The 22,113-nt window shown below is 73.4% G+C and carries 21 protein-coding genes; 9 read left to right on the forward strand and 12 right to left on the reverse strand.

Annotated elements, in window-relative coordinates:
- Window positions 1-10: 10 nt before the first annotated feature.
- The gene (locus ACFHYO_RS01780) at window positions 11-880 is read right to left on the reverse strand and encodes a helix-turn-helix domain-containing protein (RefSeq protein ID WP_394317937.1); all 870 of its coding nucleotides are present in this window, start codon (window positions 878-880) and stop codon (window positions 11-13) included.
- 144 nt (window positions 881-1,024) lie between these two features.
- Here ACFHYO_RS01780 and ACFHYO_RS01785 point away from each other — a divergent pair, with 144 nt between their 5' ends.
- Window positions 1,025-1,888: an SMP-30/gluconolactonase/LRE family protein gene (locus ACFHYO_RS01785; RefSeq protein ID WP_394317939.1), complete on the forward strand. Its 864-nt coding sequence runs from the start codon at window positions 1,025-1,027 to the stop codon at window positions 1,886-1,888.
- Here the strand turns inward: ACFHYO_RS01785 and ACFHYO_RS01790 are convergent.
- From ACFHYO_RS01790 to ACFHYO_RS01800, 3 genes are all read right to left on the reverse strand, one after another.
- Window positions 1,885-2,724: a lysophospholipid acyltransferase family protein gene (locus ACFHYO_RS01790; protein ID WP_394317941.1), complete on the reverse strand. Its 840-nt coding sequence runs from the start codon at window positions 2,722-2,724 to the stop codon at window positions 1,885-1,887. The two genes, ACFHYO_RS01785 and ACFHYO_RS01790, sit on opposite strands and share 4 nt — an antisense overlap.
- A complete protein-coding gene (locus ACFHYO_RS01795) occupies window positions 2,724-3,620 on the reverse strand; it encodes a cell division protein FtsX (protein ID WP_394318098.1) in 897 nt (298 codons plus the stop codon). Before ACFHYO_RS01795 ends, ACFHYO_RS01790 begins: the two co-directional genes overlap by 1 nt.
- 119 nt (window positions 3,621-3,739) lie before the next feature.
- Window positions 3,740-4,414, reverse strand: coding sequence for a cell division ATP-binding protein FtsE (locus ACFHYO_RS01800; RefSeq protein WP_394317943.1), 675 nt, complete (start codon window positions 4,412-4,414; stop codon window positions 3,740-3,742).
- A 179-nt stretch (window positions 4,415-4,593) separates the two neighbouring features.
- Here ACFHYO_RS01800 and ACFHYO_RS01805 point away from each other — a divergent pair, with 179 nt between their 5' ends.
- Window positions 4,594-5,517: a zinc-ribbon domain-containing protein gene (locus ACFHYO_RS01805; protein ID WP_394317945.1), complete on the forward strand. Its 924-nt coding sequence runs from the start codon at window positions 4,594-4,596 to the stop codon at window positions 5,515-5,517.
- A 216-nt stretch (window positions 5,518-5,733) separates the two neighbouring features.
- Here the strand turns inward: ACFHYO_RS01805 and ACFHYO_RS01810 are convergent, their stop codons facing one another.
- From ACFHYO_RS01810 to argH, 5 genes are all read right to left on the reverse strand, one after another.
- Window positions 5,734-8,415 carry a DUF4175 domain-containing protein gene (locus ACFHYO_RS01810; RefSeq protein WP_394317947.1) on the reverse strand — a complete coding sequence of 894 codons (2,682 nt, stop codon included), beginning with the start codon at window positions 8,413-8,415 and terminating at the stop codon, window positions 5,734-5,736.
- Window positions 8,412-9,677 (reverse strand): diaminopimelate decarboxylase, encoded by a 1,266-nt coding sequence (lysA, locus tag ACFHYO_RS01815; protein WP_394317949.1) that lies wholly within the window; start codon window positions 9,675-9,677, stop codon window positions 8,412-8,414. The genes ACFHYO_RS01810 and lysA overlap by 4 nt, the downstream gene beginning before the upstream one ends.
- Window positions 9,678-10,062: 385 nt before the next feature.
- Entirely contained in the window at window positions 10,063-10,287 is a 225-nt protein-coding gene (locus ACFHYO_RS01820; RefSeq protein ID WP_394317951.1) for a hypothetical protein, read from the reverse strand.
- Between the two features lie 116 nt (window positions 10,288-10,403).
- Window positions 10,404-10,565, reverse strand: a complete 162-nt coding sequence (locus ACFHYO_RS01825) for an argininosuccinate lyase (protein WP_139305905.1) — start codon at window positions 10,563-10,565, stop codon at window positions 10,404-10,406.
- A complete protein-coding gene (argH, locus tag ACFHYO_RS01830; RefSeq protein ID WP_168783160.1) occupies window positions 10,562-11,989 on the reverse strand; it encodes an argininosuccinate lyase in 1,428 nt (475 codons plus the stop codon). Before argH ends, ACFHYO_RS01825 begins: the two co-directional genes overlap by 4 nt.
- A 30-nt stretch (window positions 11,990-12,019) precedes the next feature.
- Here argH and ACFHYO_RS01835 point away from each other — a divergent pair, with 30 nt between their 5' ends.
- The gene (locus tag ACFHYO_RS01835) at window positions 12,020-12,565 is read left to right on the forward strand and encodes a TlpA disulfide reductase family protein (RefSeq protein ID WP_394317954.1); all 546 of its coding nucleotides are present in this window, start codon (window positions 12,020-12,022) and stop codon (window positions 12,563-12,565) included.
- Between the two features lie 112 nt (window positions 12,566-12,677).
- Here the strand turns inward: ACFHYO_RS01835 and ACFHYO_RS01840 are convergent, their stop codons facing one another.
- Window positions 12,678-13,271 (reverse strand): DNA-3-methyladenine glycosylase I, encoded by a 594-nt coding sequence (locus ACFHYO_RS01840; protein WP_394317956.1) that lies wholly within the window; start codon window positions 13,269-13,271, stop codon window positions 12,678-12,680.
- Between the two features lie 94 nt (window positions 13,272-13,365).
- Here ACFHYO_RS01840 and ACFHYO_RS01845 point away from each other — a divergent pair, with 94 nt between their 5' ends.
- Entirely contained in the window at window positions 13,366-14,199 is an 834-nt protein-coding gene (locus tag ACFHYO_RS01845; RefSeq protein ID WP_394317958.1) for an EAL domain-containing protein, read from the forward strand.
- A 529-nt stretch (window positions 14,200-14,728) separates the two neighbouring features.
- Here the strand turns inward: ACFHYO_RS01845 and rpe are convergent.
- Both rpe and gltX read right to left on the reverse strand, forming a co-directional pair.
- A complete protein-coding gene (rpe, locus tag ACFHYO_RS01850; RefSeq protein WP_394317960.1) occupies window positions 14,729-15,421 on the reverse strand; it encodes a ribulose-phosphate 3-epimerase in 693 nt (230 codons plus the stop codon).
- Between the two features lie 119 nt (window positions 15,422-15,540).
- Window positions 15,541-16,863 (reverse strand): glutamate--tRNA ligase, encoded by a 1,323-nt coding sequence (gene gltX / locus ACFHYO_RS01855; RefSeq protein ID WP_394317962.1) that lies wholly within the window; start codon window positions 16,861-16,863, stop codon window positions 15,541-15,543.
- 81 nt (window positions 16,864-16,944) lie between these two features.
- Here gltX and ACFHYO_RS01860 point away from each other — a divergent pair, with 81 nt between their 5' ends.
- The 5 genes from ACFHYO_RS01860 (at window position 16,945) to yihA (ending at window position 22,107) form a co-directional block, all read left to right on the forward strand.
- Window positions 16,945-17,352: a metallopeptidase family protein gene (locus ACFHYO_RS01860; protein ID WP_036735199.1), complete on the forward strand. Its 408-nt coding sequence runs from the start codon at window positions 16,945-16,947 to the stop codon at window positions 17,350-17,352.
- Window positions 17,340-18,341 (forward strand): 1-phosphofructokinase family hexose kinase, encoded by a 1,002-nt coding sequence (locus ACFHYO_RS01865; RefSeq protein WP_394317964.1) that lies wholly within the window; start codon window positions 17,340-17,342, stop codon window positions 18,339-18,341. The genes ACFHYO_RS01860 and ACFHYO_RS01865 overlap by 13 nt, the downstream gene beginning before the upstream one ends.
- A 459-nt stretch (window positions 18,342-18,800) precedes the next feature.
- Window positions 18,801-20,675, forward strand: a complete 1,875-nt coding sequence (gene yidC, locus ACFHYO_RS01870; RefSeq protein WP_394317966.1) for a membrane protein insertase YidC — start codon at window positions 18,801-18,803, stop codon at window positions 20,673-20,675.
- Window positions 20,672-21,454 carry an MOSC domain-containing protein gene (locus ACFHYO_RS01875; protein WP_394317968.1) on the forward strand — a complete coding sequence of 261 codons (783 nt, stop codon included), beginning with the start codon at window positions 20,672-20,674 and terminating at the stop codon, window positions 21,452-21,454. The genes yidC and ACFHYO_RS01875 overlap by 4 nt, the downstream gene beginning before the upstream one ends.
- A complete protein-coding gene (gene yihA / locus ACFHYO_RS01880) occupies window positions 21,451-22,107 on the forward strand; it encodes a ribosome biogenesis GTP-binding protein YihA/YsxC (RefSeq protein ID WP_036705450.1) in 657 nt (218 codons plus the stop codon). The genes ACFHYO_RS01875 and yihA overlap by 4 nt, the downstream gene beginning before the upstream one ends.
- Window positions 22,108-22,113 lie beyond the last annotated feature (6 nt).

The following is a 22,113-nucleotide window of genomic DNA, read 5'->3' on the forward strand; positions in this document are numbered from 1 at the left end:
CGGGCCAGAGCTAGGGGTGGTGGGGCGGGTTGTCCAGACCCGGCCCGGACTGCGCCGGGTTGTGGCCGAACCGTGCCCGATAGGCGCGCGCGAAATGCCCGCGCGAGCGCAGCCCCGCGGCGGCGGCGGCGGCGCCGGACCGGCCGGTCTCGGACAGGACGCGATGCGCGCGCTCCAGCCGGGCGCTGCGCAGAAGCGCCCGGAACGAGGTCTTTTCGGCGGCCAGCCGGCGCCGCAGGGTGGCGTTGCCAAGGCCCAGCGCCGCGGCCGCCTGATCCACGGTCCAGTCCCGCGCCGGATCGGCCGCCAGCAGCCGGGCGAGCCGCTGGCCCGCCCGCGCCCGCAGCAGCCACCCCCCGACCGGGTCGTCGAGCACCAGCGCGGCCAGCTCGTCCAGCCGCGCCTGCCGGACCGCGGGGCGCGAGGGCGCATCGGCGATCGCCTGCGCGGCGTGCCACAGTGCCGCCTCGAGCGCGCCGGTCATCGTCAGCGCCAGCCCGGGTCCGGCGCGGCGCGGCGACACGGGCAGCGCCGCGGCCCCCATTTCGATGATGAGCGCCCTGTACCAGCCGCGCTGCGGATCGGGGATGTTGACGGCGGTCAGCGGCGTGTCGGCGGGCACGATGAAGGCGTCGCCGGGCCGGCAGACCGCCGCCTCGTCCGCGCCGAGCCACAGCTCCTTGCGGCCCTCGAGCACGATCCCGACCGCGGGCTGCTCGGCCAGGATATCCGCGATCCGCTCGCGGCTGAGCGCGCAATAGGTGAAGAGACCCGGCCCCGCGCCGACCTTGCCGGTGCCGGGCACGGGTCCGGCCGCGGGCGGCGGGACCATCGCCCGCAGGCGGTTGATGAGCGTGAGCTGGGGATCGGCGATCGTCATGCGGCCGAGAGTGCCACCCCGCGCGCCCGCGCGCAGCACCCGATCGAGCGTTTCGGGACCAGAGTCGCGCGGGCCGGGACCACGCGCCTTCGCCCGCCCCGCTAGACCCGGACCCAGAGCCGGATCATCAGGAAAGGACATCCAATGCGCTTCACCCTCACCGCCGCCGCGCCCGTGACCGCGCTCGTGGCTGCGCTCGTGGCCGCAGGCCCCGCCGCGGCCGACGCCCCCGCCCTCGCCCATCCCGAAAGCGTCTTGATGGCGGGCGAGCAGGGCTTTGTCTCGAACCTCGGGCAGGCTCTCGACACCTCGACCCGGGACAGGGACGGCTTCATCGCCCGGATCGGTCCGCAGGGCGAGGTGCTGGACGGCCCCGCCATCCCGCAGCCCGGCACCCCGCTCGATTCGCCCAAGGGTCTGGCGCTGCTGGGCGGGCGGCTCTACGTCGCCGACATCGACCGCATCGTGGCCTTCGATCCCACGACCGGCCGTCAGCTGGCCGAATACCGCCCCGAGGGCGCGCGGTCGCTCAACGACCTCGCCCCGGCCGGCGAGCGTCTGCTGGTCACGGACTTCGAGGCCGGGCGCGTGCTCTCGCTCGACCCCGGGAGCGGCCGGTTCGACGTGATCGCCAGCGGGATCGGCGGCGCGAACGGCGTCGTGGCTGACGGCGACCGCGCCTATGTCGTGGCCACCGGCGCGCAGCTGGAAGGCGGCGTACTCACCCGCATCGACCTGACCAGCGGCGCCACGACGCCGGTGGGCGACATCCACGGCCGGTTCGACGGCGTGGCGCTGGCCGCGGACGGGGCGCTGATCGTCAGCGACTGGGTGGCGATGGGGACCCCGACGCCCGGCCGCATCCTGCGGGTCGATCCCGCCACCGGCGCGGCCGAGCCGGTCGCCGCCCCGGCGATGCAAGGGCCGGCCGATCTGGCCCGCAGCGGCGACCGGCTGCTGGTCCCGGTGATGCTGGAGCACCGCGTGGCGGTGCTGCCCGCGCCCTAGGCCCGGGGCGCGTCCGCGGCCGGCAGCGCCAGCCCGGCCATCGCCATCAGCGCGTCCGACCGGCCCTCGATCATCGCCTCGAGCCGGGCCACCGTCTCGGGCGGGTCGGCCTCGGGCGGGACCGGCGGCAGGAACTCGATCACCGAGCGGCCCGGGCGGATGCGCAGTCCCTCGCGCGGCCAGAACATCCCGCAGTTCACCGCCACGGGGTGCACGTTCAGCCCGGTCGCCGCCTGAACCGTCCCCACCCCGTGCTTGTAGCGCCGCCGCTCGCCCGGCCGGGTCCGGGTGCCCTCGGGATAGATGATGAGCTGGCCCAGCCCCTCGGGCCCGGCCATGCGCTCGGCGATCTCGCCGGTGATCTGGCGCATCGCCTCGCCGCCGCGGGCGCGGTCGATGGGGATGCAGCCGGCGCGGCGGGCGTAGTAGCCCATGACCGGCACCCGCATCACCTCGCGCTTCATGATGAAGCCGCATTGCGGCACGGCGTGCGAGATCGCGAGGATGTCGAGGAAGCTCTGGTGCTTCGCGGCGATGATCGCGTCGGTGGTGGGCGGCGTGCCGCGCAGCTCGACCGAGACGCCGAGGATGGTGCGCGCCGCGGCGAGCAGACGCCCGGTCCAGACCACCGGCAGCACATGGGCGTTGCGCGGGTCGCGCATCACCTTGGGCAGCCACCACAGCCCCATGACCAGCGTGACCCCGGCGATCCAGAGGTAGTAGACGGTCGTCCGCACCCGCCACAGCGCCGGCAGCGGGCCGGGGCGATAGGCGGCGGGATCGGCCGCCGGGCCGTGGTCCAGCGCCCAGCCGGGGGTCTCGACCCGCCGGGCCATCAGCGCACCGCCCGCAGCATCCGCAGCGCCGCGGCGCGGGTGGCGACGAAGCCCACCAGCACCCCCACTACGGGGATCAGCAGCGGCGCGAGCCAGCCCCAGCCGGTGAAGCCGAGCCCGGTCAGGAACCCGCCCGCCGCGTTCATGTCGGGCAGCGCCCAGACCGCGAGCATCCCGATCAGCGTGCCGCCCGCCGAGCCCAGCGCCACCCGGCGGGTGAGCCGGCGCACGAAGGCCTGCGCGATGGTCAGGTCGCGCGCCCCGATCAGCCGCATGACCCGGATCACCTGCCCGTTCGCCGCCAGCGACGCCTGCGCCGCAAGCGTCACGATCGCCGCCCCTGCGGCCCCGATCAGCGCCAGCGACAGCCAGCCGAGCGTCTTGAGCCGCGAGGCCGCCGCGACCAGCGGCCGCCGCCACTGGGTGTGGTCGTCCAGCACCGCGCCCGGCGCCTCGCCCTCGAGCCTCAGGCGCAGGGCGGCGGCGTCGAAATCGTCGTCGGTGTGGACCTCGATCAGCCGCGGCACCGGCAGGGCGTCCACGGGCACGTCGGGGCCGAACCACGGCTCGAGCAGCGCCTCGACCTCGTCGGGCGGCAGCAGGCGCCGCTCGGCCACGCCCGGCGTGGTCTCGAGCGCCGCCATCACCGCCGCGGTCTCGGCCTCGATCGCCTCGGGCGGGGCCGAGACGCGCACCGTCACGGTCTGCGCCAGCCCCTCGGCCCAGCGGTCGGCGAGCCGCCCGGTGGCCAGCGCCAGCGCCAGCGCGAACACCGCGAGGAACGCCATCACGCCCGCCGCGAACACCGTCAGCCGGGCGTTCATGCCGGTCGGCGGCACGATCCGGTCGGCGAGCCCCGCCTGCCGCCCGATCAGCCCCCGCCACAGCGTCGCCATGTCCAGCGCCTTGAGGTCGGCCCGCGCCGCCGTGCCGCCGCGCCGCGCGAGGTCGCGCATCCGCGCGCCCGCGTCGCGCAGCTTCGCGCGGCTGTCGCCACGGCGGTCCCCCGGCCCGCTCACAGCTCGGCCCCCGCGGTCTGCAACCGCCCGCCCGCGATCCTGAGCACCCGCGCCGAGACCATCTGCTTGGCCGCGCGGATCAGGTTCAGGTCATGGGTGGCGATCAGCACCGTCTTGCCCGAGCGGTTCAGCTCGACCAGCAACTGCAGCAGGCGCAAGGACATCTCCCAGTCGAGGTTTCCGGTCGGCTCGTCGGCCAGGATCACGTCCGGCGACAGGATCACCGCGCGCGCCAGCGCTGCCCGCTGCCGCTCGCCCCCCGACAGCGACGGCGGCATGGCCCGCGCCTGCCCCGTCATCTGCACCCAGGCGAGGAGGTCGCGGATCGCCTGCATTTCGATGGGCTGGCCCGCGACCATCATCGGCAGGGCGATGTTCTCGGCCACCGGCAGGTGGTCGAGGAATTGGGTGTCCTGATGCACCACCCCGATCCGCCGCCGCACCCCGGCGATGGCATCGCGGCCGAGCGTCGCGGCGTCCTCGCCGAACAGCGTCATCTGCCCGGCCGAGGGCAGCAGGTCGGCGATGCAGAGCCGCAGGAAGGTCGTCTTGCCCGCCCCCGACGGCCCGGTGAGGAAGTGGAACGAGCCGCGCGGCAGGCTGAGGGTGAGGCCCTTGAAGAGCGCGCCACCCCGTGGGTAGGCGAAGGCCACATCCCGCATCTCGATCACGACAACCCTCCTTGCCCCCGCCCCCGGTCCCGCCCGGTCCGTGCCCTGCGGGCGCGCTTGGCGGTCGGACGGGGTCTTGATAGACGGGAGCGTGATAGAACGTCCGGGCGGCGATGGAAACACGGTGCCGCACGGCACCGGGCCGCGACCGGGCCGGGGTACAGGAACGGAGGGCTTCCATGCGGCTGGTCTGCCCGCGCTGCGGCGCGCAGTACGAGATCGACGCCGAGGCGATCCCCGCCCGCGGCCGCGACGTCGAGTGTTCCGCCTGCGAGCACGTGTGGCGCGCCTATCCGGTCGGGTTCGACCCCGCCGCCCGCCCGGCGCTCAGCCGGCCGCTGGACGAATCGGTGATCGAGATCCTGCGCGGCGAGGCCGCCCGCGAGCTCGAGGCCCGCGCCGCCGAGCGCGAGGCCGAGCGCGCCACCGCCCGCACCGCCGCGGCCCTCGCCCGCCACGCAGCCCCCGACACGACCCTGCCGGGCGACGCGCCGGAGACGCCGGCGGAAGGTTTGGTGGTCGGGCCGTCGCGCGACGCCGATCCGGCAGGTGCGGGCGCTGTGCCTGAAGGGAGCGAACCCGCGCCGCTCTCTGCTGCGCCGTCCGCGCTGCCCGCTGCACCGACGCCGGTCGCGCGCCCCGCTGCGCCTGCCTCACCGCCTCTCGAAGCGCCGCCGGCCGCCGACGCCACGGACGGCGACCTCACCCTCAGCCCTGACCCCGGCAGCCCCGACTCGCGCAGGACGGACCCCTCGGACCCGCCCCCCCGCACCGCCGAGGCACCCGCCTCCCCCGCCGCCCGCACGCCCGCCCCGCCGCCCACCCCGGCCCCCCGGCCCCTCCCGGCCACGCCTGCCACCCCGCGCACGCCTCCCGCCGTCACCCGCGCGGCCCGCGCCCGGCGGCGGCACGACGCGGGCTATCACCTCGCGGTGATGGTGGCGCTGGTGGCGGTGACGCTCTACGCGCTGGCGCCGCGCATGGCGGATCAGGGGGCGCTAGGCACCACGCTGATGAGCTGGCGGGCGCAGGTGGACGAAGGCCGCATCTGGCTCGACACCCAAGCCGACGCGCTCGTGGCGCGGGTGCGCGGGGCGCTCTGAGGTCACCGGCTCAGGCGTGCCGTCAGATCGTGCATGGACGCCGGACATCCGGCAACTCTGACGGCGCGCGGCACGACCTGAAGCCCGCACATCTGGGGCCATTCACCGCAGCGGGGCCGCATCTCGGATCGAATCCGCCGAGCGCACAGCAATCATCCCGATGCCCCTCTGCCTGATGCGGCCAACGGCACCAGACCACCGACCTTCGCCCCCCCCTCACTCCGCCCCGAGCAACCGCCCCAGATAATCCCGCTCGGCCCGCGGCCGGGCCGGCTCGCCGGCGCGGCGGCGGATCTCGTCCTGCAGCTCGCGCGCCCGGCCCGCCTGCCGCTCGCCCTCGGCCAGCGCCTCGCCCGAGGCGATGTTGCCGCCCTGGCCGCTGCGGTCACGGCCCAGCGGGTCGCGGCCGGGACGGTCAGACCGGCCCTCGCCCTCGCCCTGCGCGCGGCCCGTCATCCCGGCCTGCCCGTCCTCGCCGGTGCCCTGGTCGCCCGGCTGGCCGCGCTCGCCGCCCTGCCGCGCGGCAAGGTCGCCGAGCGCCCGCATCCCCTCGCGCAGCGCCTCGATCGCCTCGGCCTGGCGGTCCATCGCGCCGGCCGGGTCGCCGTCGCGCAGGGCCCGTTCGGCGTCCTCCATCGCCCGGCCGGCGCGGTCGATCTCGCGCCCAGCGGCCTCGCCCTCGGGGGTGCCGCGGCCCGGCATCAGCCCGCGCTGCCGCCCCAGTTCCTCGCGCAGGCCGCGCTGGCGGTCGGCGAGGCTGCCGCCCTCGGCCTCCCCCTCCCCTTCGCCCGCACCCGCACCCGGCTCGCCCGGCTGCGCCCCCTCGGGCCCGGCCCCGTCCGCCCCCTCGCCCGGCGCGGCACCGCTTTCGGGGTCCATCCCCTGCCGCCCCAGCCCGAACGGATCGCGCTGCGCCTCGCGCAGCGCCTCGTCGGCCAGATCCTGCTGCTCGCGCAGCGTCTCGGACAGCCGCCGCTGCGCCCGGCTGCCCGGCGCGCCCTCGCCGCCCGCGCCGCCCTCGCGCATCTCCAGGTTCTCCATCATCCGGTTGAACTGGTCGAGCAGTTCGGCCGCCTCGGACATCCGCCCCTCGGTCATCAGCCGCTGGATCTCGTCCATCATCTGCTGGATCTGGTCGCCGGTGATCTCCTGCACCGGCCGCTCCGAGCGGTCGAAGCGCGCCGCCGGGTCCTCTCCCTGCTGCGCCAGCATCTCGGTATAGGCGTCGGTCGCGGCCTTCAGCTCGTCCATCAGCCGGGCGATCTCGTCGGGGCTGGCGCCCTGGCGGATGGCCTGGGACAGCCGCTCCTGCGCCTGCCGCATCCGCGCCAGCGCGTCGGACAACCCCCCGTCCTCGATCGCCACGGCGGCCGTCCACAGCCCCTCGGCCACCGCGTCGCGGGCCTCGGGCGTCAGCGGCCCGGCCTCGAGCGCCTGCACCGCGGCGACGATGGCGCGGGCGGCGTCGTCGGGCACCGCGCGGTCGGGGCGCCAGACCATCGCCCGGATCAGCCGGGCGCTGCGGGCGGCGTTGTCGCGCGACCACATGAGGTCGCGGCGCACCTCGGCCAGCCCTGCGGCCAGCGGGTCGAAGAACCGCCGCCCCGGCAGCACCATCGCCACCGGCGAGGTCGCCCCGGTCTGGCCGATCCCGTCCTGCACCTCGAGCGTGATCCGCACCGGCAGGTTGGCCCACGGGTGCCGCGCCAGATCGCCGCCGAGCGTCCCCTGCACCTGCCGCCGCGCCCCTGCGGCAGGCAGCGGCAGCGGCAGGCTCAGCGCCTCGCGCGGCTCGGGGTCGGGGGCGAGGCCGAAGCGCCGGTCCACCGCCTGAAGGTCGAGCGCGATCCGCGCCGTGCCCGCCGCCACGCCGTTGTCGTCGCGGGCGCTGAATCCCTGCGCGAGCCGCCCGTCCGCGCGCCGTGTGGCGAGCGCCGCGAGGCTCACCTCGGGCGCCGCATCCGGCGTCACCGTCAGGGCAAAGCGCCGGTCGCCGACGCTCACCGTCCCGTCCCGCCGCGCGGTGATGCGCTCAAGCCGCACCGCCTCGGGCGCGCCCGCCGCGCCCGCCGGCTCGGCCAGCGGCTCGCCCACGTCCTGCGCCACCGCGAGCCCGTCGCCATAAAGGCGGAAGCTCAGCACCGTGCCCTCGGGCACCACCAGCCCCTCCGCCTCGAGCGCGTTGAGATAGATCGTCGGCCGCCGCGTATAGGCCGGCGGCTCGGCCCAGCCCTCCCACGCCGGCCCGGCGGGGGCGCCGGGATCGGGCGCGTCCCGCAGCGGCCGCCAGCCCGAGGCCATCGCCGAGAGTCCCTGCCCCGCCGGGGCGAGGCCGCCGAAGACCACCGCCATGACCAGCGCGGTCAGCGCCATCAGCCGCAGCCCGTAGGGATCGCGCCGCACCAGCCCGGCGTCGGGGACAACCGGCCGAGCGGCGGCGGCGGCGGCCCAGGCGCGGTCGAGATGCGCCTCCCACAGCGCCGCGGCCTCGGGGCCGCCCAGCGCCATCCGGTCGCCCAGCGCGCTCAGCGGCCGCCCGGCCAGCCGCCGGTCCACCCGCGCCAGCGCCTCGGCGCGCCGGGGGGCGCGGAACCGCAGCCACCCGGCCAGCGCCGTCGCCGCGAAGAGCAGCGCCCAGAACCCGCCCAGCGCCGCGAGCGTCCAGCCCGGCACCCCCGCCGCGTCGAGTCCCGCCACGACCCCCAGCGCCAGTGCCGCCACCGGCCCGGCCGCCAGCGCCGCGGGCGGCCAGAAGCTCGCCGCCAGCGCCTCCCACCACAGGCCCGCGCGGGTCAGCGCCACCGCCCGCCGCGCCGCCCGCGGCAGCGCCGGCTCAACGCCCGTCCCGCCGCCCGCCGGCGGCGCGTCCCGCCCGGCCTCGGGCGGGGGGGCGCTCACAGCCAGTCCGGGATGCGGTCGCGGTCCAGCATCTCCTCGATCGTCGGTCGCGCCCGGATCACCGCGTAGCGGTCGCCCGAGACCAGCACCTCGGGCACCAGCGGGCGCGAGTTGTACTCGGACGCCATCACCGCCCCGTAGGCCCCGGCCGAGCGGAACGCGACCAGCTCGCCCGCCTCCAGCCCCGGCAGCTCGACCCCGCGGGCGAAGGTGTCGCCGCTCTCGCAGACCGGCCCGACCACGTCGACCGGCGCCACCGCGCTGCCCGGCGCCCGCTCGACCACCGGCACGATGTCGTGGTGAGCGTCATACATCGCCGGCCGGATCAGGTCGTTCATCGCCGCGTCGAGGATCAGGAAATCCCGCCCCTCGCCGCGCTTGAGAAAGATCACCGAGGCCAGCAGCACGCCCGCGTTGCCGACGATGTTGCGCCCCGGCTCGATCTCGATCTCGCAGTCCAGATCGCCCACCGTCTCGCGGATCACCTGCCCGTATTCCAGCGGCAGCGGCGGCGCCTCGTTGTCGCGCCGGTAGGGGATGCCCAGGCCGCCCCCCATGTCGAGACGCGAGATCGCGTGCCCGTCCGCCCGCAGCACGCGGCAGAGGTCGGCCATCTTGCCATAGGCCTGCCGGTAGGGCGCGAGGTCGGTGAGCTGGCTGCCGATGTGCATGTCGATGCCGACCACCCGCAGCCCCGGCAGGCGGGCGGCCTGGGCATAGACCTCGCGCGCCCGGGCGATGGGGATGCCGAACTTGTTCTCGGACTTGCCGGTGGCGATCTTGGCGTGGGTCCTGGCGTCCACGTCGGGGTTCACCCGCACGGCGATCGGCACCTCGGCGCCCATGGCGGCGGCGACCTCGGACAGCACCGCAAGCTCGGGCTCGCTCTCGACATTGAACTGGCGGATGCCGCCGGCGATGGCGCGGGCCATCTCGTCGCGGGTCTTGCCGACGCCCGAGAACACGATCCGCTCGCCCGGCACGCCTGCCGCCACCGCGCGCGCGTATTCGCCGCCCGAGACCACGTCCATGCCCGCGCCGAGGCCGCCCAGCAGCCGCAGCACCGCAAGGTTCGAGTTCGCCTTGACGGCATAGCAGACGAGATGCGGCGTCCAGGCCAGCGCCTCGCGGAAGAGGTTGAAGTGCCGGGTCAGCGTGGCGGCGGAATAGACATAGACCGGGGTGCCGACCTCGGCCGCGATCCGCGCCAGCGGCACCTCTTCGGCGTTCAGCGCCCCGTCCCGGTAGGTGAAGTGATCCATGCCGCCCCTGATCGCCCGTGCCCGACCGCGGGCCCGCGCGCCCCGAGGGACGCCAGCACCGCGAGCATCCGGTATAGCGCGCCCCGCGGGGGCGTTGAAGGCCGCGCGCGTTGGGGCGGGTGGCCGACGGGCCGGCGCCGGGGTGGTGCGTCCGGTCGTACGACCGTCCCGCAATGGTGCGTGTGAACACGCACCCTACGCGACGCCTCCCGGCGTAGGGTGCGTGCTCCGCACGCACCAACCCCACGTCCCCCTCGGCGCACGGTGCGTGCTCCGCACGCACCAATCCCGCCCCCGCCGTAGGGTGCGTACTCCGCACGCACCAACCCACAACGCCAAGGCTCAAGACCCCACCGCCCCGACGCCGGCGCCTGGCCCCAACCACTCAGCGGATCGCAATCCCCTCGAGGTCCGAGCGCGACAGCGACACCGGCGGATGCGGGCGGTTCGGGTTGTAGACGTAGGTGCCCTTCTGGATCATCACCGCCGTCTCGGGCCCGTCCACCGTCGTGCGCCGGGTCTCGCCGCCGCAGGCGGCCAGCGCCAGCACCGCGACCAGTCCCATGCCGATGCCGGTGCCCCGGCCGCCCCATGCGTTCAACCTGCTCAATTCCTGTCCCCTTGTCCTGCCAGTTCGCCCTGCCTGTTCGCCCTGCCTCGCCGGGCTCTCGTCCGGCCGGGTCATGGCCCGGCCTGCCCCGCCCGCGGTTCGCCGCGGTGCCGGGATCAGTTGTAACGCATCCCCACATAGGCGTCGCCGGTCACGCGGACCCCCGGCTGCACCGTCACCTGCGTCGCGGTGGTCGCCGCCGGCGCCACCGGCGCCCCGTCCACCCCGCACCCCGCCAGCGCGGCCAGCGCCGCCAGCCCGAACCATGCGCGAATCATTCCCACCCCTCCATCACGCCCTTCCACCGGGCGATCTGCGCCCGCACCTGATCCGGCGCGGTTCCGCCATATGATTGCCGCGAGGCGACCGAGTTGTGAACGCCCAAAACCTCATACACCTGCTGCGTTATCGCAGAATTGACCGCCTGCATCTCGACCAGCGTCAGCTCGGGCAGGTCCACGCCGCGCTTCTCGGCCGCGGCGACCAGCGCCCCCGTCGCGTGATGGGCGTCGCGGAAGGGCAGCCCCGCCTCGCGCACCAGCCAGTCGGCAAGGTCGGTCGCGGTGGAAAACCCGCTCGAGGCCGCCGCCTCCAGCCGGTCGCGGTTCACCGTCAGGTCGGACATCATCCCGGTCGTCGCGGCCAGCGCCAGCATCAGCGTGTCGGCGGCGTCGAAGACCTGTTCCTTGTCCTCCTGCATGTCCTTGGAATAGGCGAGCGGCAGGCCCTTCATCACCGTGAACAGCGCCACCGCCGCGCCGAGGATGCGGCCGATCTTGGCCCGGATCAGCTCGGCCGCATCGGGGTTGCGCTTCTGCGGCATGATGCTCGACCCGGTGGACCAGCGGTCGGACATGGCGACGAAGCGGAACTGGGCCGAGGACCAGATCACCAGCTCTTCGGCCAGCCGGCTCAGATGGGTGGCGCAGATCGCCGCCGCACTCAGGAACTCGAGCGCGAAGTCGCGGTCGCTCACCGCGTCGAGGCTGTTGGCGCTCGGCCGGTCGAACCCCAGCGCCTGCGCGGTCGCGTGGCGGTCGATGGGGAACCCCGTCCCCGCCAGCGCCGCCGCGCCCAGCGGGCACTCGTTCATCCGCGCCCGGGCGTCGGTGAAGCGGCCGATGTCGCGGCCCAGCATCTCGACATAGGCCATCATGTGATGGCCCCAGGTCACCGGCTGCGCGGTCTGCAGATGGGTGAAGCCGGGCATCACCCAGTCCGCCCCCGCCTCGGCCTGCGCCACCAGCGCGCGGATCAGCGCCTGCAGGCCGCCCACCGCCGCGTCGCACTGGTCGCGGACCCACAGCCGGAAATCCGTCGCCACCTGGTCGTTGCGGCTGCGCGCCGTGTGCAGCCGCCCCGCCGGCTCGCCGATCAGCGCCTTCAGCCGCGCCTCGACGTTCATGTGAATGTCCTCGAGCGCGGTGGAAAAGACGAAGTCCCCGCCCTCGATCTCTGACAAGACGGTGAGCAGCCCTTCCCGGATCGCCTCGGCATCGCTAGGGCTGATGATGCCCTGCGCGGCCAGCATCGCCGCGTGGGCCCGGCTGCCCCGGATGTCCTGGGCGCTCATCCGCCGGTCGTATCCGATCGAGGCGTTGATCGCCTCCATGATCGCGTCCGGCCCGGCGGCGAAGCGCCCGCCCCACATGGTGTTGGCGGAGCGTTCCGCGTCACGGTCGGGGGTCTGGGGGTCGGTCATCACGCGGTCCTGTCTGTCGGGGGAAAGCTCATGCTGCGGTCACTCGCCCTTTATACGTCGCTGCTTTTGGCTGCAAACGCCGCCGCCGGAGGGGCCGTGGACTGGCAGGCCGCCCGCGACGCGGGCCTGCCGAAGCTGGTCGAATCGACCCCGGCGCCGGCGCCCGAGACTGCCTTCACCGATCTCGCCGGCGGGACGCACCGGCTGGCCGACTGGAAGGGCAAGGTGGTGCTGCTCAACTTCTGGGCGACCTGGTGCGCCCCCTGCCGCGAGGAGATGCCGGCCCTCGACGCGCTGCAGAAGGCCCGCGGCGGCGACCGCTTCGCCGTGCTGACCGTCGCCTCGGGCCGCAACACCGAGGCCGCGATCACCCGCTTCTTCGCCGAGGCCGGGGTGAGCGCGCTGCCGACGCTGACCGACCCGCAGATGGCGCTGGCGCGCAGCATGGGGGTGCTGGCGATGCCGGTCACGGTGCTGATCGACGCCGAGGGGCGCGAGGTGGCGCGGATGACCGGCGACGCCGACTGGTCCTCGCCCGCCGCGCTGGCGCTGATCGACGCAATGCTGGCCGGGTAGCCGCGGGCTGAGGTCCGGGGTTTGGGGGATGCGGGGCCGAGCACTGCGCCGGCTGCATGGCGTTCGCATGAACTGTGCATGAACATCGCATGAACGGTGCAGGAACGCTGCATCACCTGTGCATGGCGATTTTCCCGAGCGCGGCCACGGGTTGATGCCGGTGGCAGGTCACGAGGTGGTCGTTGACCATCCCCGTCGCCTGCATGAACGCATACGAGATGACCGGCCCGCAGAACCGGAATCCCTCGGCCTTCAGCGCCTTGGCCATCGCCCGCGATTCCGCCGTCTCGGTCGGCACCTCGGCCGGGCTGCGCCAGGCATTCCGGATCGGCCGCCCGTCCACGAATCCCCACAGAAACCCCGTGAATCCGCCGGATCTTTCCTCCAATTCGAGGTATTTTCGCGCCCCCGCGACGGTCGCCTCGATCTTGCCGCGGTGCCGCACGATGCCCGGATCGGCCAGCGCCCGCGCCACCTCGGCCTCGCCCCAGCGGGCCACCCGCGCGGGGTCGAAGCCGTCGAAGGTCGCGCGGAAATTGTCGCGCTTTTTCAAGATGGTGATCCAGCTCAGCCCGGCCTGGAAACCGTCCAGCACCAGCTTCTCCCACAGCGCCCGCGGGTCGGTCTCGGGCACCCCCCACTCGTCGTCGTGATAGGCCTGATAGAGCGGATCGGTCCCGCACCAGGGGCAGCGTTCGGGTGTCACCGCGTTAACCCTCCGGCGAAAAGGCGGGCGAAGTTCACGGTCTGTTAGCGCATCCTGTGTCTATTGACGACCAAGGCGATTCCAAGAGGCTGACATGACCCCCGACCCTGATCAGATCGTGCTGGATGGCACGTCCTCTCCGCTGGATTTCGCCGCCGACCGGCAGTCGCGCCTGACGATGTCCACGGTCCGCGGCGCGGTCGAACGCGGCGATGCGGTGCTGGCCTTCCAGCCCATCGTGCCCTCGGACCGGCCGACCCGCCCAGCCTTCTACGAGGGGCTGATCCGCATCATCGACGAGACCGGGCGCTTCGTCCCGCTGCGCGATTTCATGCCGCTGGCCGAGCTGAGCGAGCTGGGCCGCCGCATCGACTGCCTGTCGCTCTCGATCGGCCTGCGATCACTCGCCGAACAGCCGGCGCTGCGGCTTTCGGTCAACATGTCAGCGCGTTCCGTGGGTTACCCGGACTGGATGCGCACGCTCGAGCAGGGTCTGGCGCAGGATCACAGCGTCGCCGAGCGGCTGATCCTCGAGATCACCGAAAGCTCGGCCATGGGGCTCGCCGACGAGGTGCGGCCGTTCATGCAGGACTTGCAGTCCCGCGGCATCAGCTTCGCGCTGGACGATTTCGGCGCCGGCTACACCTCGTTCCGCTACCTGCGCGAGTTCGCCTTTGATCTGATCAAGATCGACGGCCAGTTCATCCGCCAGATCTCGGCCCAGCGCGACAACCAGGTGCTGACCGAGGCGCTGATGTCCATCGCCCGGCATTTCGACATGTTCACCGTCGCCGAACAGGTCGAGACCGCCGACGACGCGGCCTTCCTCATCGACCTCGGGATCGACTGCCTGCAGGGGTTCTATTTCGGCGCGCCGACCATCTCGCCGCCGTGGCGCACTCCGCAAGCCGCGACTGTGCGGGGATAGGAGCGGGGTGCAGGTGCGCTCAGCGCTACCACTGGGCGGTTGGCGTCGCGGCGCGCGCCTCCCCACCGTCGCGGCGCAACTGGCGCACCGCTCCCTCGGCGCACCCGGTACCACCGTTCAGCACGACCCGCGCCCCGCCGCCCCGGCGCGACTAGCTGGACGCTGCCTCTGGAGGTCTAGCGCCACCGTTGCGGCGCAAAGCCCGCACCGCCGCCTCGGCGAGACCGGCGGGCAGTTGCCTCGATGCGCCTCGCACCGCGGTTCGGCACGACTAGCGCACGGCCGTTCGGCGCGTCTAACGGCCTTTTCCTCGGCACTTTGGCACCACCGTCTCGATGCGACGAGCGCACCGCTCCCTTGGCGCGCCTGGCACCACCTCTCAGCACAACCAGCGCACCGCGGCTGCGGCGCGACCAACGGGCCGCTTCCTCGGCGCGCGTGGCACAACCGCCTTGGCGCGCCCGGCACCACCGTCTCGGCGCGCGCGGCACCCCGTTTCGGCGCGCCCGGCGCCACCGTCTCGGTGCGACTAGCGCAGCGCGCCTTCGGCGGCCTCGCGAATGGCGCGGATGGCGCGGCCGTAGACCTCGGGCGTTGCGACCGAGCCGCCCTTGAACACCGCCGATCCCGCGACCAGCACATCCGCCCCCGCCGCTGCCACCAGCGACGCTGTCACCGGGTCGATCCCGCCGTCCACCTGGATGTGGATCGGCCGTTCGCCGATCATCTCGCGCAGGCGCGCGATCTTCTCGACCGACGAGGGGATGAACTTCTGCCCCCCGAAGCCCGGGTTGACGCTCATCACCAGCACCATGTCGCACAGGTCGAGAACATAGCCCACCGCCTCGGGCGAGGTGCCGGGGTTGAGCGCGACCCCCGCCTTGGCCCCGGTGGCGCGGATCGCCTGCAGGGTGCGGTGGATATGCGGCCCGGCCTCGACATGGGCCACGATCATCTCGGCGCCGGCCTCGGCATAGGCCTCGATGTAGGGATCGACCGGGGCAATCATCAGGTGCACGTCCATGAACGTCGTGACGTGCTTGCGGAACGCCCGCACCGCGGGCGGCCCGAAGGTCAGGTTGGGGACGAAATGCCCGTCCATCACATCGACGTGGACCCAGTCGGCCCCCTGCGCCTCGATGGCCGCGATCTCGCGGCCGAAATCGGCAAAATCGGCGCTGAGGATCGACGGGGCGATCCTGATGCGGCGGTCGAACTCCATCGGCCTTCTCCCGGCTGGGCCCATGCGCGGGCGCGTCTTCCGCCCCCGCTAAGGCGATTGGGCGGATCGCGTCAACCGCGCCGCTGCGACCTCACCAAGCCCCGGCCTGCGCCCGCGCCTCACCCCGCGCGAACGACCTGCAACAGCGGCATCAGCGCGGCCATCTCGGGGCCGTGGTCCATGCCCGTCAGCGCCTTGCGCAGCGGCATGAACAGGCCCTTGCCCTTGCGACCGGTCGCGGCCTTGACCGCGCCAGTCCACTCGCCCCAGGTCGCCGCCGTCCACGGGCGCGGCGGCAGCAGGGCCAGCGCCTCGGCCACAAACTCGGCGTCCTCGGGGTCGATCACCGGATCGGCACCGTCGCGCATCAGCGTCCACCAGCCCTCGACCTCGTCAAGGCGGGTGATGTTGTGACGCGCGACCTCCCACACCGCCGGGGCCAATTCGTCCGGCACGCCCAGCGCCGCCAGACGGTCGGCCACCGCGGAGAGCGGCAGGTTCTGGTTGCGCTCGCGGGTCAGGGGCCACAGGTCCTCGGCGTCGAACTTGGTCGGGCTCGCCCCGAACTGCCCGAGGTCGAAGCCCTCGGCCAGCTCGTCCAGCGACAGCCGCAGCTCGACCGGCTGGTTCGACCCGAGGCGGGCCATGAGGCTCAGCAGCGCTTCCGGCGCCACGCCCCGCTCGCGCAGGTCGCGCAGGCTCAGCGTGCCGAGGCGCTTGGACAGCTCCTCGCCCTGCGGGCCGGTCAAGAGGCTGTGGTGGGCGAATCGCGGCGGGGTGCCGCCCAGCGCCTCGATGATCTGGATCTGGGTCGCTGTGTTCGTCACATGGTCGGCGCCGCGCACGATGTCGGTCACGCCCATGTCCACGTCATCGACGGACGACGCGAAGGTATAGAGCACCTGCCCGTCGGCGCGGATCAGCACCGGGTCGCTGACCGAGGCCGCGTCGATCGACACGTCGCCGATGATCCCGTCGGGCCATTCGATCCGCTGCTGGTCGAGGCGGAAGCGCCAGTAGCCCTCGCGCCCCTCGGCCCTCAGCGCCTCCTTCTGCGCCTCGGTCAGGCCCAGCCCGACGCGATCATAGACCGGCGGACGGCCCATGTTCAGCAGCTTCTTGCGCTTGAGGTCCAGCTCGGTCGGGGTCTCGAACACCTCGTAGAGGCGGCCGGCCGCGCGCAGCCCCTCGGCCGCCTCGGCATAGCGGTCCAGCCGGTCGGACTGCCGCTCGATCCGGTCCCAGGTCAGCCCCAGCCATTCCAGGTCGCGCTGGATGCCGTCGGCGTATTCCTGCTTCGACCGCTCGCGGTCGGTGTCGTCCAGCCGCAGGATGAAGGTGCCGCCCGCCTTGCGCGCGATCAGCCAGTTCATCAGCGCGGTCCGCAGGTTGCCGACGTGGATATGGCCGGTCGGCGAGGGCGCGAAACGGGTGGTGGTCATCGGCGTCTCCTTGATCCGCCCGCTCTTTCACAGCGCGCGATTTATGTCCATATCGGCCCCGGCAAGGGTTTGGAGAGTGAGATGACCGACTGGACCGACCGCGCCGCGCCGACCACGGCCGAGATCGAATCGCTGGCCCGCGAGGTGCTGGCCGGGTTGCCGGTCGAGTTTGCCGGCCACGCCCAGGACGTGATCCTGCGGGTCGAGGAGTTCGCGGGCGAAGAGGTGCTCGACGAGCTCGAGATCGACGACCCGCTCGAGCTGACCGGCCTTTACGACGGGGTGCCGCTGACCGAGAAATCGCCCTCCGAGCCGCAGCATTTCCCGGATACGGTGTATCTCTACCGCCGGGCGATCCTCGATGAATGGGCCGACCGGGGCGACGTGACGCTGGGGGCGCTGGTGGGCCACGTGGTGGTGCACGAGTTCGCGCATCACTTCGGCTGGTCGGACGACGACATCGCCCGGATCGACCGATGGTGGGAATGATCCCCGCGGGCGCCGGGGGGCAGGCGCCGATCCTGACGGTGACGCTGAACCCGGCGCTGGACGTGGCGACCTCGGCCGAGGCGGTGGTGCCCGAGCTGAAGCTGCGATGCGATGCGCCGCAGGTCGATCCGGGCGGCGGGGGGATCAACGTCAGCCGCGCCATCGCCCGGATGGGCGGGCGCTCGACGGCGCTGGTGGCGCTGGGGGGCGGCACGGGGGCGCGGCTCTGCGACCTCATGCGGGCCGAGGGGCTGGCGATGCTTCGCCTCGACGCGCCGGGCGAGACGCGGCAGTCGCTGTCGGTGACCGATCGCGGCAGCGGGGCGCAGTTCCGCTTCGTCCTGCCTGGCCCGGACTGGGGCGCGCCCGAGGTCGGGCTGGCGCTCGACAGCATCGCGGCGGCGGCCTCGCCCGGGGGGATCGTGGTGCTGTCGGGGTCGAACCCGCCCGGCGTGCCGGCCGAATTCGCGGCCCGGCTGGGCGCGCGGCTGGCGCGGCAGGGCGACGGGACCGAGGCGGGCGCCGTGCGGCTGTTCGTGGACACCTCGGGCGCGGCGCTGGCGGCGGTGGCGGCGGGGACCGGCGGGCCGGTCGCGGTGCTCAGGATGGACGGGCCCGAGGCCGAGGGGCTGGCGGGCCGCCCGCTCGCCACCCGCGCCGAGACCGCCGATTTCGCCGCGGCGCTCGCCGCCTCGGGGGCGGCGCGGACGGTGATCGTGGCACGGGGCGCGGACGGCAACATCCTCGCCGGGCCTGAGGGGCGCTGGCACGCCGAGGCGCACCGGGTCGAGATCGTGAGCAAGGTGGGCGCCGGGGACAGCTTCGTGGCGGGCTACACGCTGGCGGTGGCGCGCGGGATGGCGGCGCCCGAGGCGCTGGGGCTGGCGGCCGCCTGCGCCTCGGCCGCCTGCATGACGCCCGCCACCGAGCTTTGCCGGCCGGAGGATGTGGCGAGGCTCTATGACACGCGGGTGGTCACGCCGATCTAAGCCGAGTTGCCCGCTGGCCGCGTCGGACCCCCTCGATTGAGCGGGAGCCCAGCCATCCGGCCGCTGCCCCGCCCCGCCTTGGGCCTGACGACCTCGGGGGTCACCCCGATCCGGGCGCACCGCAGGGCCGGCGCGTCCGCCGTACCTTTGCCCCCGACAAACCACCACCGGCCCCTGACGCATCACCCACCCCTGCACCCGGCCCGCGCTGCCCGTGGCCCGGCACGCCCCCCCTCCCCCACACCGCACCTGTCCTGCCCCCGCGGCGCGGTCCGCCGCCTGCGCCCGGCCACGCGGGGGCAGCGCATACCGCACCCGCCTCGGGCTGGACCCAAATATCCCGGGGTCCGGGGCAGCGCCCCGGTCCGGCGCCCCCCCTCCACGCAATCCGCTTGACCTTTGCAGGGGGGTCCGGTCAAAGCACCGCGTATTTGCCAGAACGAACCGGGGTCCCGTCGGATGGACGACAACAACCGCAACCTGATCCTCGCCATGGTGCTGTCGGCCCTGGTGATGCTCGGATGGTATGCCTTCTTCGCCCCGCCGGTGCCCGAGGCCCCGCCCGCCGCGACCACGACCGCCGCCGCCCCCGGAACCCCCGATGCGACCCATGCCGCGGTGCCGCCCGGCGCGCCGGCCGCGACGACCGCCACCAGCCCGACGCTGATCGGCTCGGCCGATGACCCGGTGCTGACCGCCCCCCGCGTTGCCATCGAATCGCCCGCGCTCAAGGGCTCGATCTCGCTCGCCGGCGGGCGCATCGATGACCTGCTGCTGACCGGCTACCGCGAGACGCTGGACCCCGCCTCGCCCTTCGTGCGGCTGCTCTCGCCCACCGCCCAGCCCCGCGTGGTGACCGAGGGCACGCCCGCCGCCCCCGGCGCGGACCCCACGGTGGTGGTGCAGAAGCCCTATTACGCCGTCTACGGCTGGATGCCCGGCCCCGGCGTCGATCCGGCGCTGGTGCCGAGCCCGGCCACCACCTGGGCCGTCGAAAGCGGCACCACGCTCGCCCCCGGCCAGCCGGTGACGCTGGTCTGGGACAATGGCGCGGGCCAGATCTTCCGCCGCGTGTTCGAGCTGGACGACAAGTTCCTGTTCACCGTCACCCAGACGGTCGAGAACACCGCCGCCACCCCCTTCGCCGCCGCCCCCTACGGGATCCTCGCCCGGCACGGCAAGCCCGACACCCAGAACTTCTTCGTCCTGCACGAGGGCGCGGTCGGGATGATCGACGGCAAGCTGGTCGAGGTGAAGTACAAGGACATGGTCAAGTTCGACCCGGTCGCGGGCGAGGGCCCGGCCCAGGTCGCGCAGGTCACGAACAACGGCTGGATCGGCTTCACCGACAAGTACTGGATGACCACGCTGATCCCGGCCCCCGGCCAGGCCTTCACCTCGGTGGTAAAATACGCCCCCGGCGCCGACATCTTCCAGACCGAGACCCGCCTGCCGGTACAGACCGTGGCGCCCGGCACCGTCCTGTCCTCGGCCAGCTACCTGTTCGCCGGCGCCAAGGAATGGGAAACCATCAACCACTACCAGCAGACCAAGAACATCGACCGCTTCGTCGATTCGATCGACTGGGGCTGGTTCTATTTCCTGACCAAGCCGATCTTCCGCGTCCTGCACTGGCTGAACGGGATGATCGGCAACATGGGCTGGTCGATCATTGCCCTGACCTTCGTGCTGAAGCTGCTGGTGTTCCCGCTGGCGCGGAAATCCTATGTCTCGATGGCCCGGATGCGCGAACTGCAGCCGGAAATGGAGGCGATCAAGGCCCGTACCGGCGACGACCGCGCCAAGTACCAGCAAGAGGTGATGGCCCTCTACAAGAGCCAGAAGGTCAACCCGGCCGCCGGCTGCCTGCCGATGCTGCTGCAGATCCCGATCTTCTTCTCGCTCTACAAGGTGATCTTCGTCACGCTGGAGCTGCGCCACGCGCCGTGGGTGGGCTGGATCCGCGACCTGTCGGCGCCCGACCCCTCGTCGCTGCTGAACCTGTTCGGCCTGTTGCCGTTCATGCCGCCGGCGCAGGGCACGATGCTGCACTCGATCAGCCTGCCGCTGCTGGCGATCGTGCTCGGCATCACCATGTGGCTGCAGCAGAAGCTGAACCCCGCCCCCACCGACCCGGCGCAGAAGATGATCTTCGCCTGGATGCCGTGGGTGTTCATGTTCATGCTCGGCGGCTTCGCCTCGGGTCTGGTGCTCTACTGGATCACCAACAACCTGATCACCATCGTCCAGCAGTACACCATCATGTCGATGCACGGGCACCCGCCGCAGCTGTTCGGCAACGTGCGCGACAGCCTGCGGCTCAAGCGGAAATGACCGCGCGGCTGGCCAGCATCCACCGCTTCCCGGTCAAGTCGATCGGGGGCGAGACGCTGGCCGAGGCCGCCCTGACCCCGCGCGCGGCCCTGCCCGGCGACCGCCGCTTCGCGGTGCTGCATCAGGCGGCGCTGCACCATCTCGACGGCGGCAGGCTGCGGAAGTGGTTGCCCAAGTCGGCCTTCGTCCGCGGCGCGGCGGCGGCGCCGTTGCAGGCGGTGAAGGGCGGCTGGGACGGCGCGGCGCTGTACCTGACCCACCCGGACCTGCCCGACCTGCGCTTCGATCCGATGGCCGAGCCCGAGGCGCTGGCCGTCTGGGTCGCGCCGCTCTGGGCCGACAGCGGCAAGGCCCCGCCCGCCCGTCTGGTCGAGGTCGAACCGGACGCAACCGAGGAGCGCAGCACGCAGGCGCTGACCGACGTCAAGCAGCCGTGGGTGTCGATCCTGTCGCTCAGCTCGCTCGCCGCGCTCGAGGGGCAGCTCGGCCGCCCGCTCGGGCGCGACCGCTGGCGCTGCAACCTGTGGATCGACGGCTGGGCGCCCTATGCCGAGCGTGACCTGCGGCTCAACCGCATCCGCATCGGCGAGGTCGAGCTGAAGCTGACCGAGCGCATCGGCCGCTGCGCCGCCACCAGCGCCGACACCGACACGGGCCATCTGGACGGCGACATGCCGGCCGATCTGGAACGGCTGTTCGATCACAGCGACTTCGGCATCTATGCCGAGGTGCGACAGGGCGGCACCATCCGCCCCGGCGATCCGGTGGAGGTCCTGTGAAGGTCGCGTTCCCCCCTGCCCCCGAGCCGTCCGAGGCCGCCGCCGAGGCCGGCCGGCTGCTGTTTGCGGGCCCGGTCGAGTTCGTCAAGGGCGTCGTGGCGATGGATGGCCTGCCCCCGGCCGACCGCCCCGAGGTCTGCTTCGCGGGCCGCTCGAACGTCGGAAAGTCGAGCCTCATCAACGCGCTGACCGGGCGCAAGGGGATCGCGCGAGCCTCCAATACCCCGGGCCGGACGCAAGAGATCAACTTCTTCGCGCTTGGCGAGCACAGCTACCTCGTCGACCTGCCGGGCTACGGCTACGCCCAGGCGCCGCTGCCGGTGGTGGCCAAGTGGCAGGCGCTGCTCAAGGCGTATCTCGCCGGGCGCCCGAACCTGCGCCGGGCCTTCGCGCTGATCGACGCGCGCCACGGGGTGAAGCCCGTCGATCACGAGATCATGACCCTACTCGACCGCTCGGCGGTGCCGTTCCAGGTCGTCGTTACCAAGGCCGACAAGATCGGCAGCGGCACGCTGACCCAGACCCTCGCCCAGATCGAGGCCGAGCTGCAGAAGCACCCGGCCGCCTATCCCGAGCTGGTGGTGACCTCGTCCGAGAAGGGCCGCGGCATCGCCACGCTGCGCGCCATCATCGACGGGCTGGGGCGCGACTGACCGCGC

Origin of the sequence: Paracoccus panacisoli (assembly GCF_042435015.1) — a bacterium.
In the GTDB taxonomy this organism is placed as follows: Bacteria; Pseudomonadota; Alphaproteobacteria; order Rhodobacterales; family Rhodobacteraceae; genus Paracoccus; species Paracoccus panacisoli.

Bases quoted from the DNA above. Each gene is read 5' to 3' on its own strand.
- ACFHYO_RS01780 (WP_394317937.1), bottom strand. From the start codon at position 880: ATGACGATCGCCGATCCCCAGCTCACGCTCATCAACCGCCTGCGGGCG.
- ACFHYO_RS01785 (WP_394317939.1), top strand. From the start codon at position 1,025: ATGCGCTTCACCCTCACCGCCGCCGCGCCCGTGACCGCGCTCGTGGCT.
- ACFHYO_RS01790 (WP_394317941.1), bottom strand. From the start codon at position 2,724: ATGGCCCGGCGGGTCGAGACCCCCGGCTGGGCGCTGGACCACGGCCCG.
- ACFHYO_RS01795 (WP_394318098.1), bottom strand. From the start codon at position 3,620: ATGGCGACGCTGTGGCGGGGGCTGATCGGGCGGCAGGCGGGGCTCGCC.
- ACFHYO_RS01805 (WP_394317945.1), top strand. From the start codon at position 4,594: ATGCGGCTGGTCTGCCCGCGCTGCGGCGCGCAGTACGAGATCGACGCC.
- lysA (WP_394317949.1), bottom strand. From the start codon at position 9,677: ATGGATCACTTCACCTACCGGGACGGGGCGCTGAACGCCGAAGAGGTG.
- ACFHYO_RS01825 (WP_139305905.1), bottom strand. From the start codon at position 10,565: ATGATTCGCGCATGGTTCGGGCTGGCGGCGCTGGCCGCGCTGGCGGGG.
- argH (WP_168783160.1), bottom strand. From the start codon at position 11,989: ATGACCGACCCCCAGACCCCCGACCGTGACGCGGAACGCTCCGCCAAC.
- ACFHYO_RS01835 (WP_394317954.1), top strand. From the start codon at position 12,020: ATGCTGCGGTCACTCGCCCTTTATACGTCGCTGCTTTTGGCTGCAAAC.
- ACFHYO_RS01845 (WP_394317958.1), top strand. From the start codon at position 13,366: ATGACCCCCGACCCTGATCAGATCGTGCTGGATGGCACGTCCTCTCCG.
- rpe (WP_394317960.1), bottom strand. From the start codon at position 15,421: ATGGAGTTCGACCGCCGCATCAGGATCGCCCCGTCGATCCTCAGCGCC.
- gltX (WP_394317962.1), bottom strand. From the start codon at position 16,863: ATGACCACCACCCGTTTCGCGCCCTCGCCGACCGGCCATATCCACGTC.
- ACFHYO_RS01860 (WP_036735199.1), top strand. From the start codon at position 16,945: ATGACCGACTGGACCGACCGCGCCGCGCCGACCACGGCCGAGATCGAA.
- ACFHYO_RS01865 (WP_394317964.1), top strand. From the start codon at position 17,340: ATGGTGGGAATGATCCCCGCGGGCGCCGGGGGGCAGGCGCCGATCCTG.
- yidC (WP_394317966.1), top strand. From the start codon at position 18,801: ATGGACGACAACAACCGCAACCTGATCCTCGCCATGGTGCTGTCGGCC.
- ACFHYO_RS01875 (WP_394317968.1), top strand. From the start codon at position 20,672: ATGACCGCGCGGCTGGCCAGCATCCACCGCTTCCCGGTCAAGTCGATC.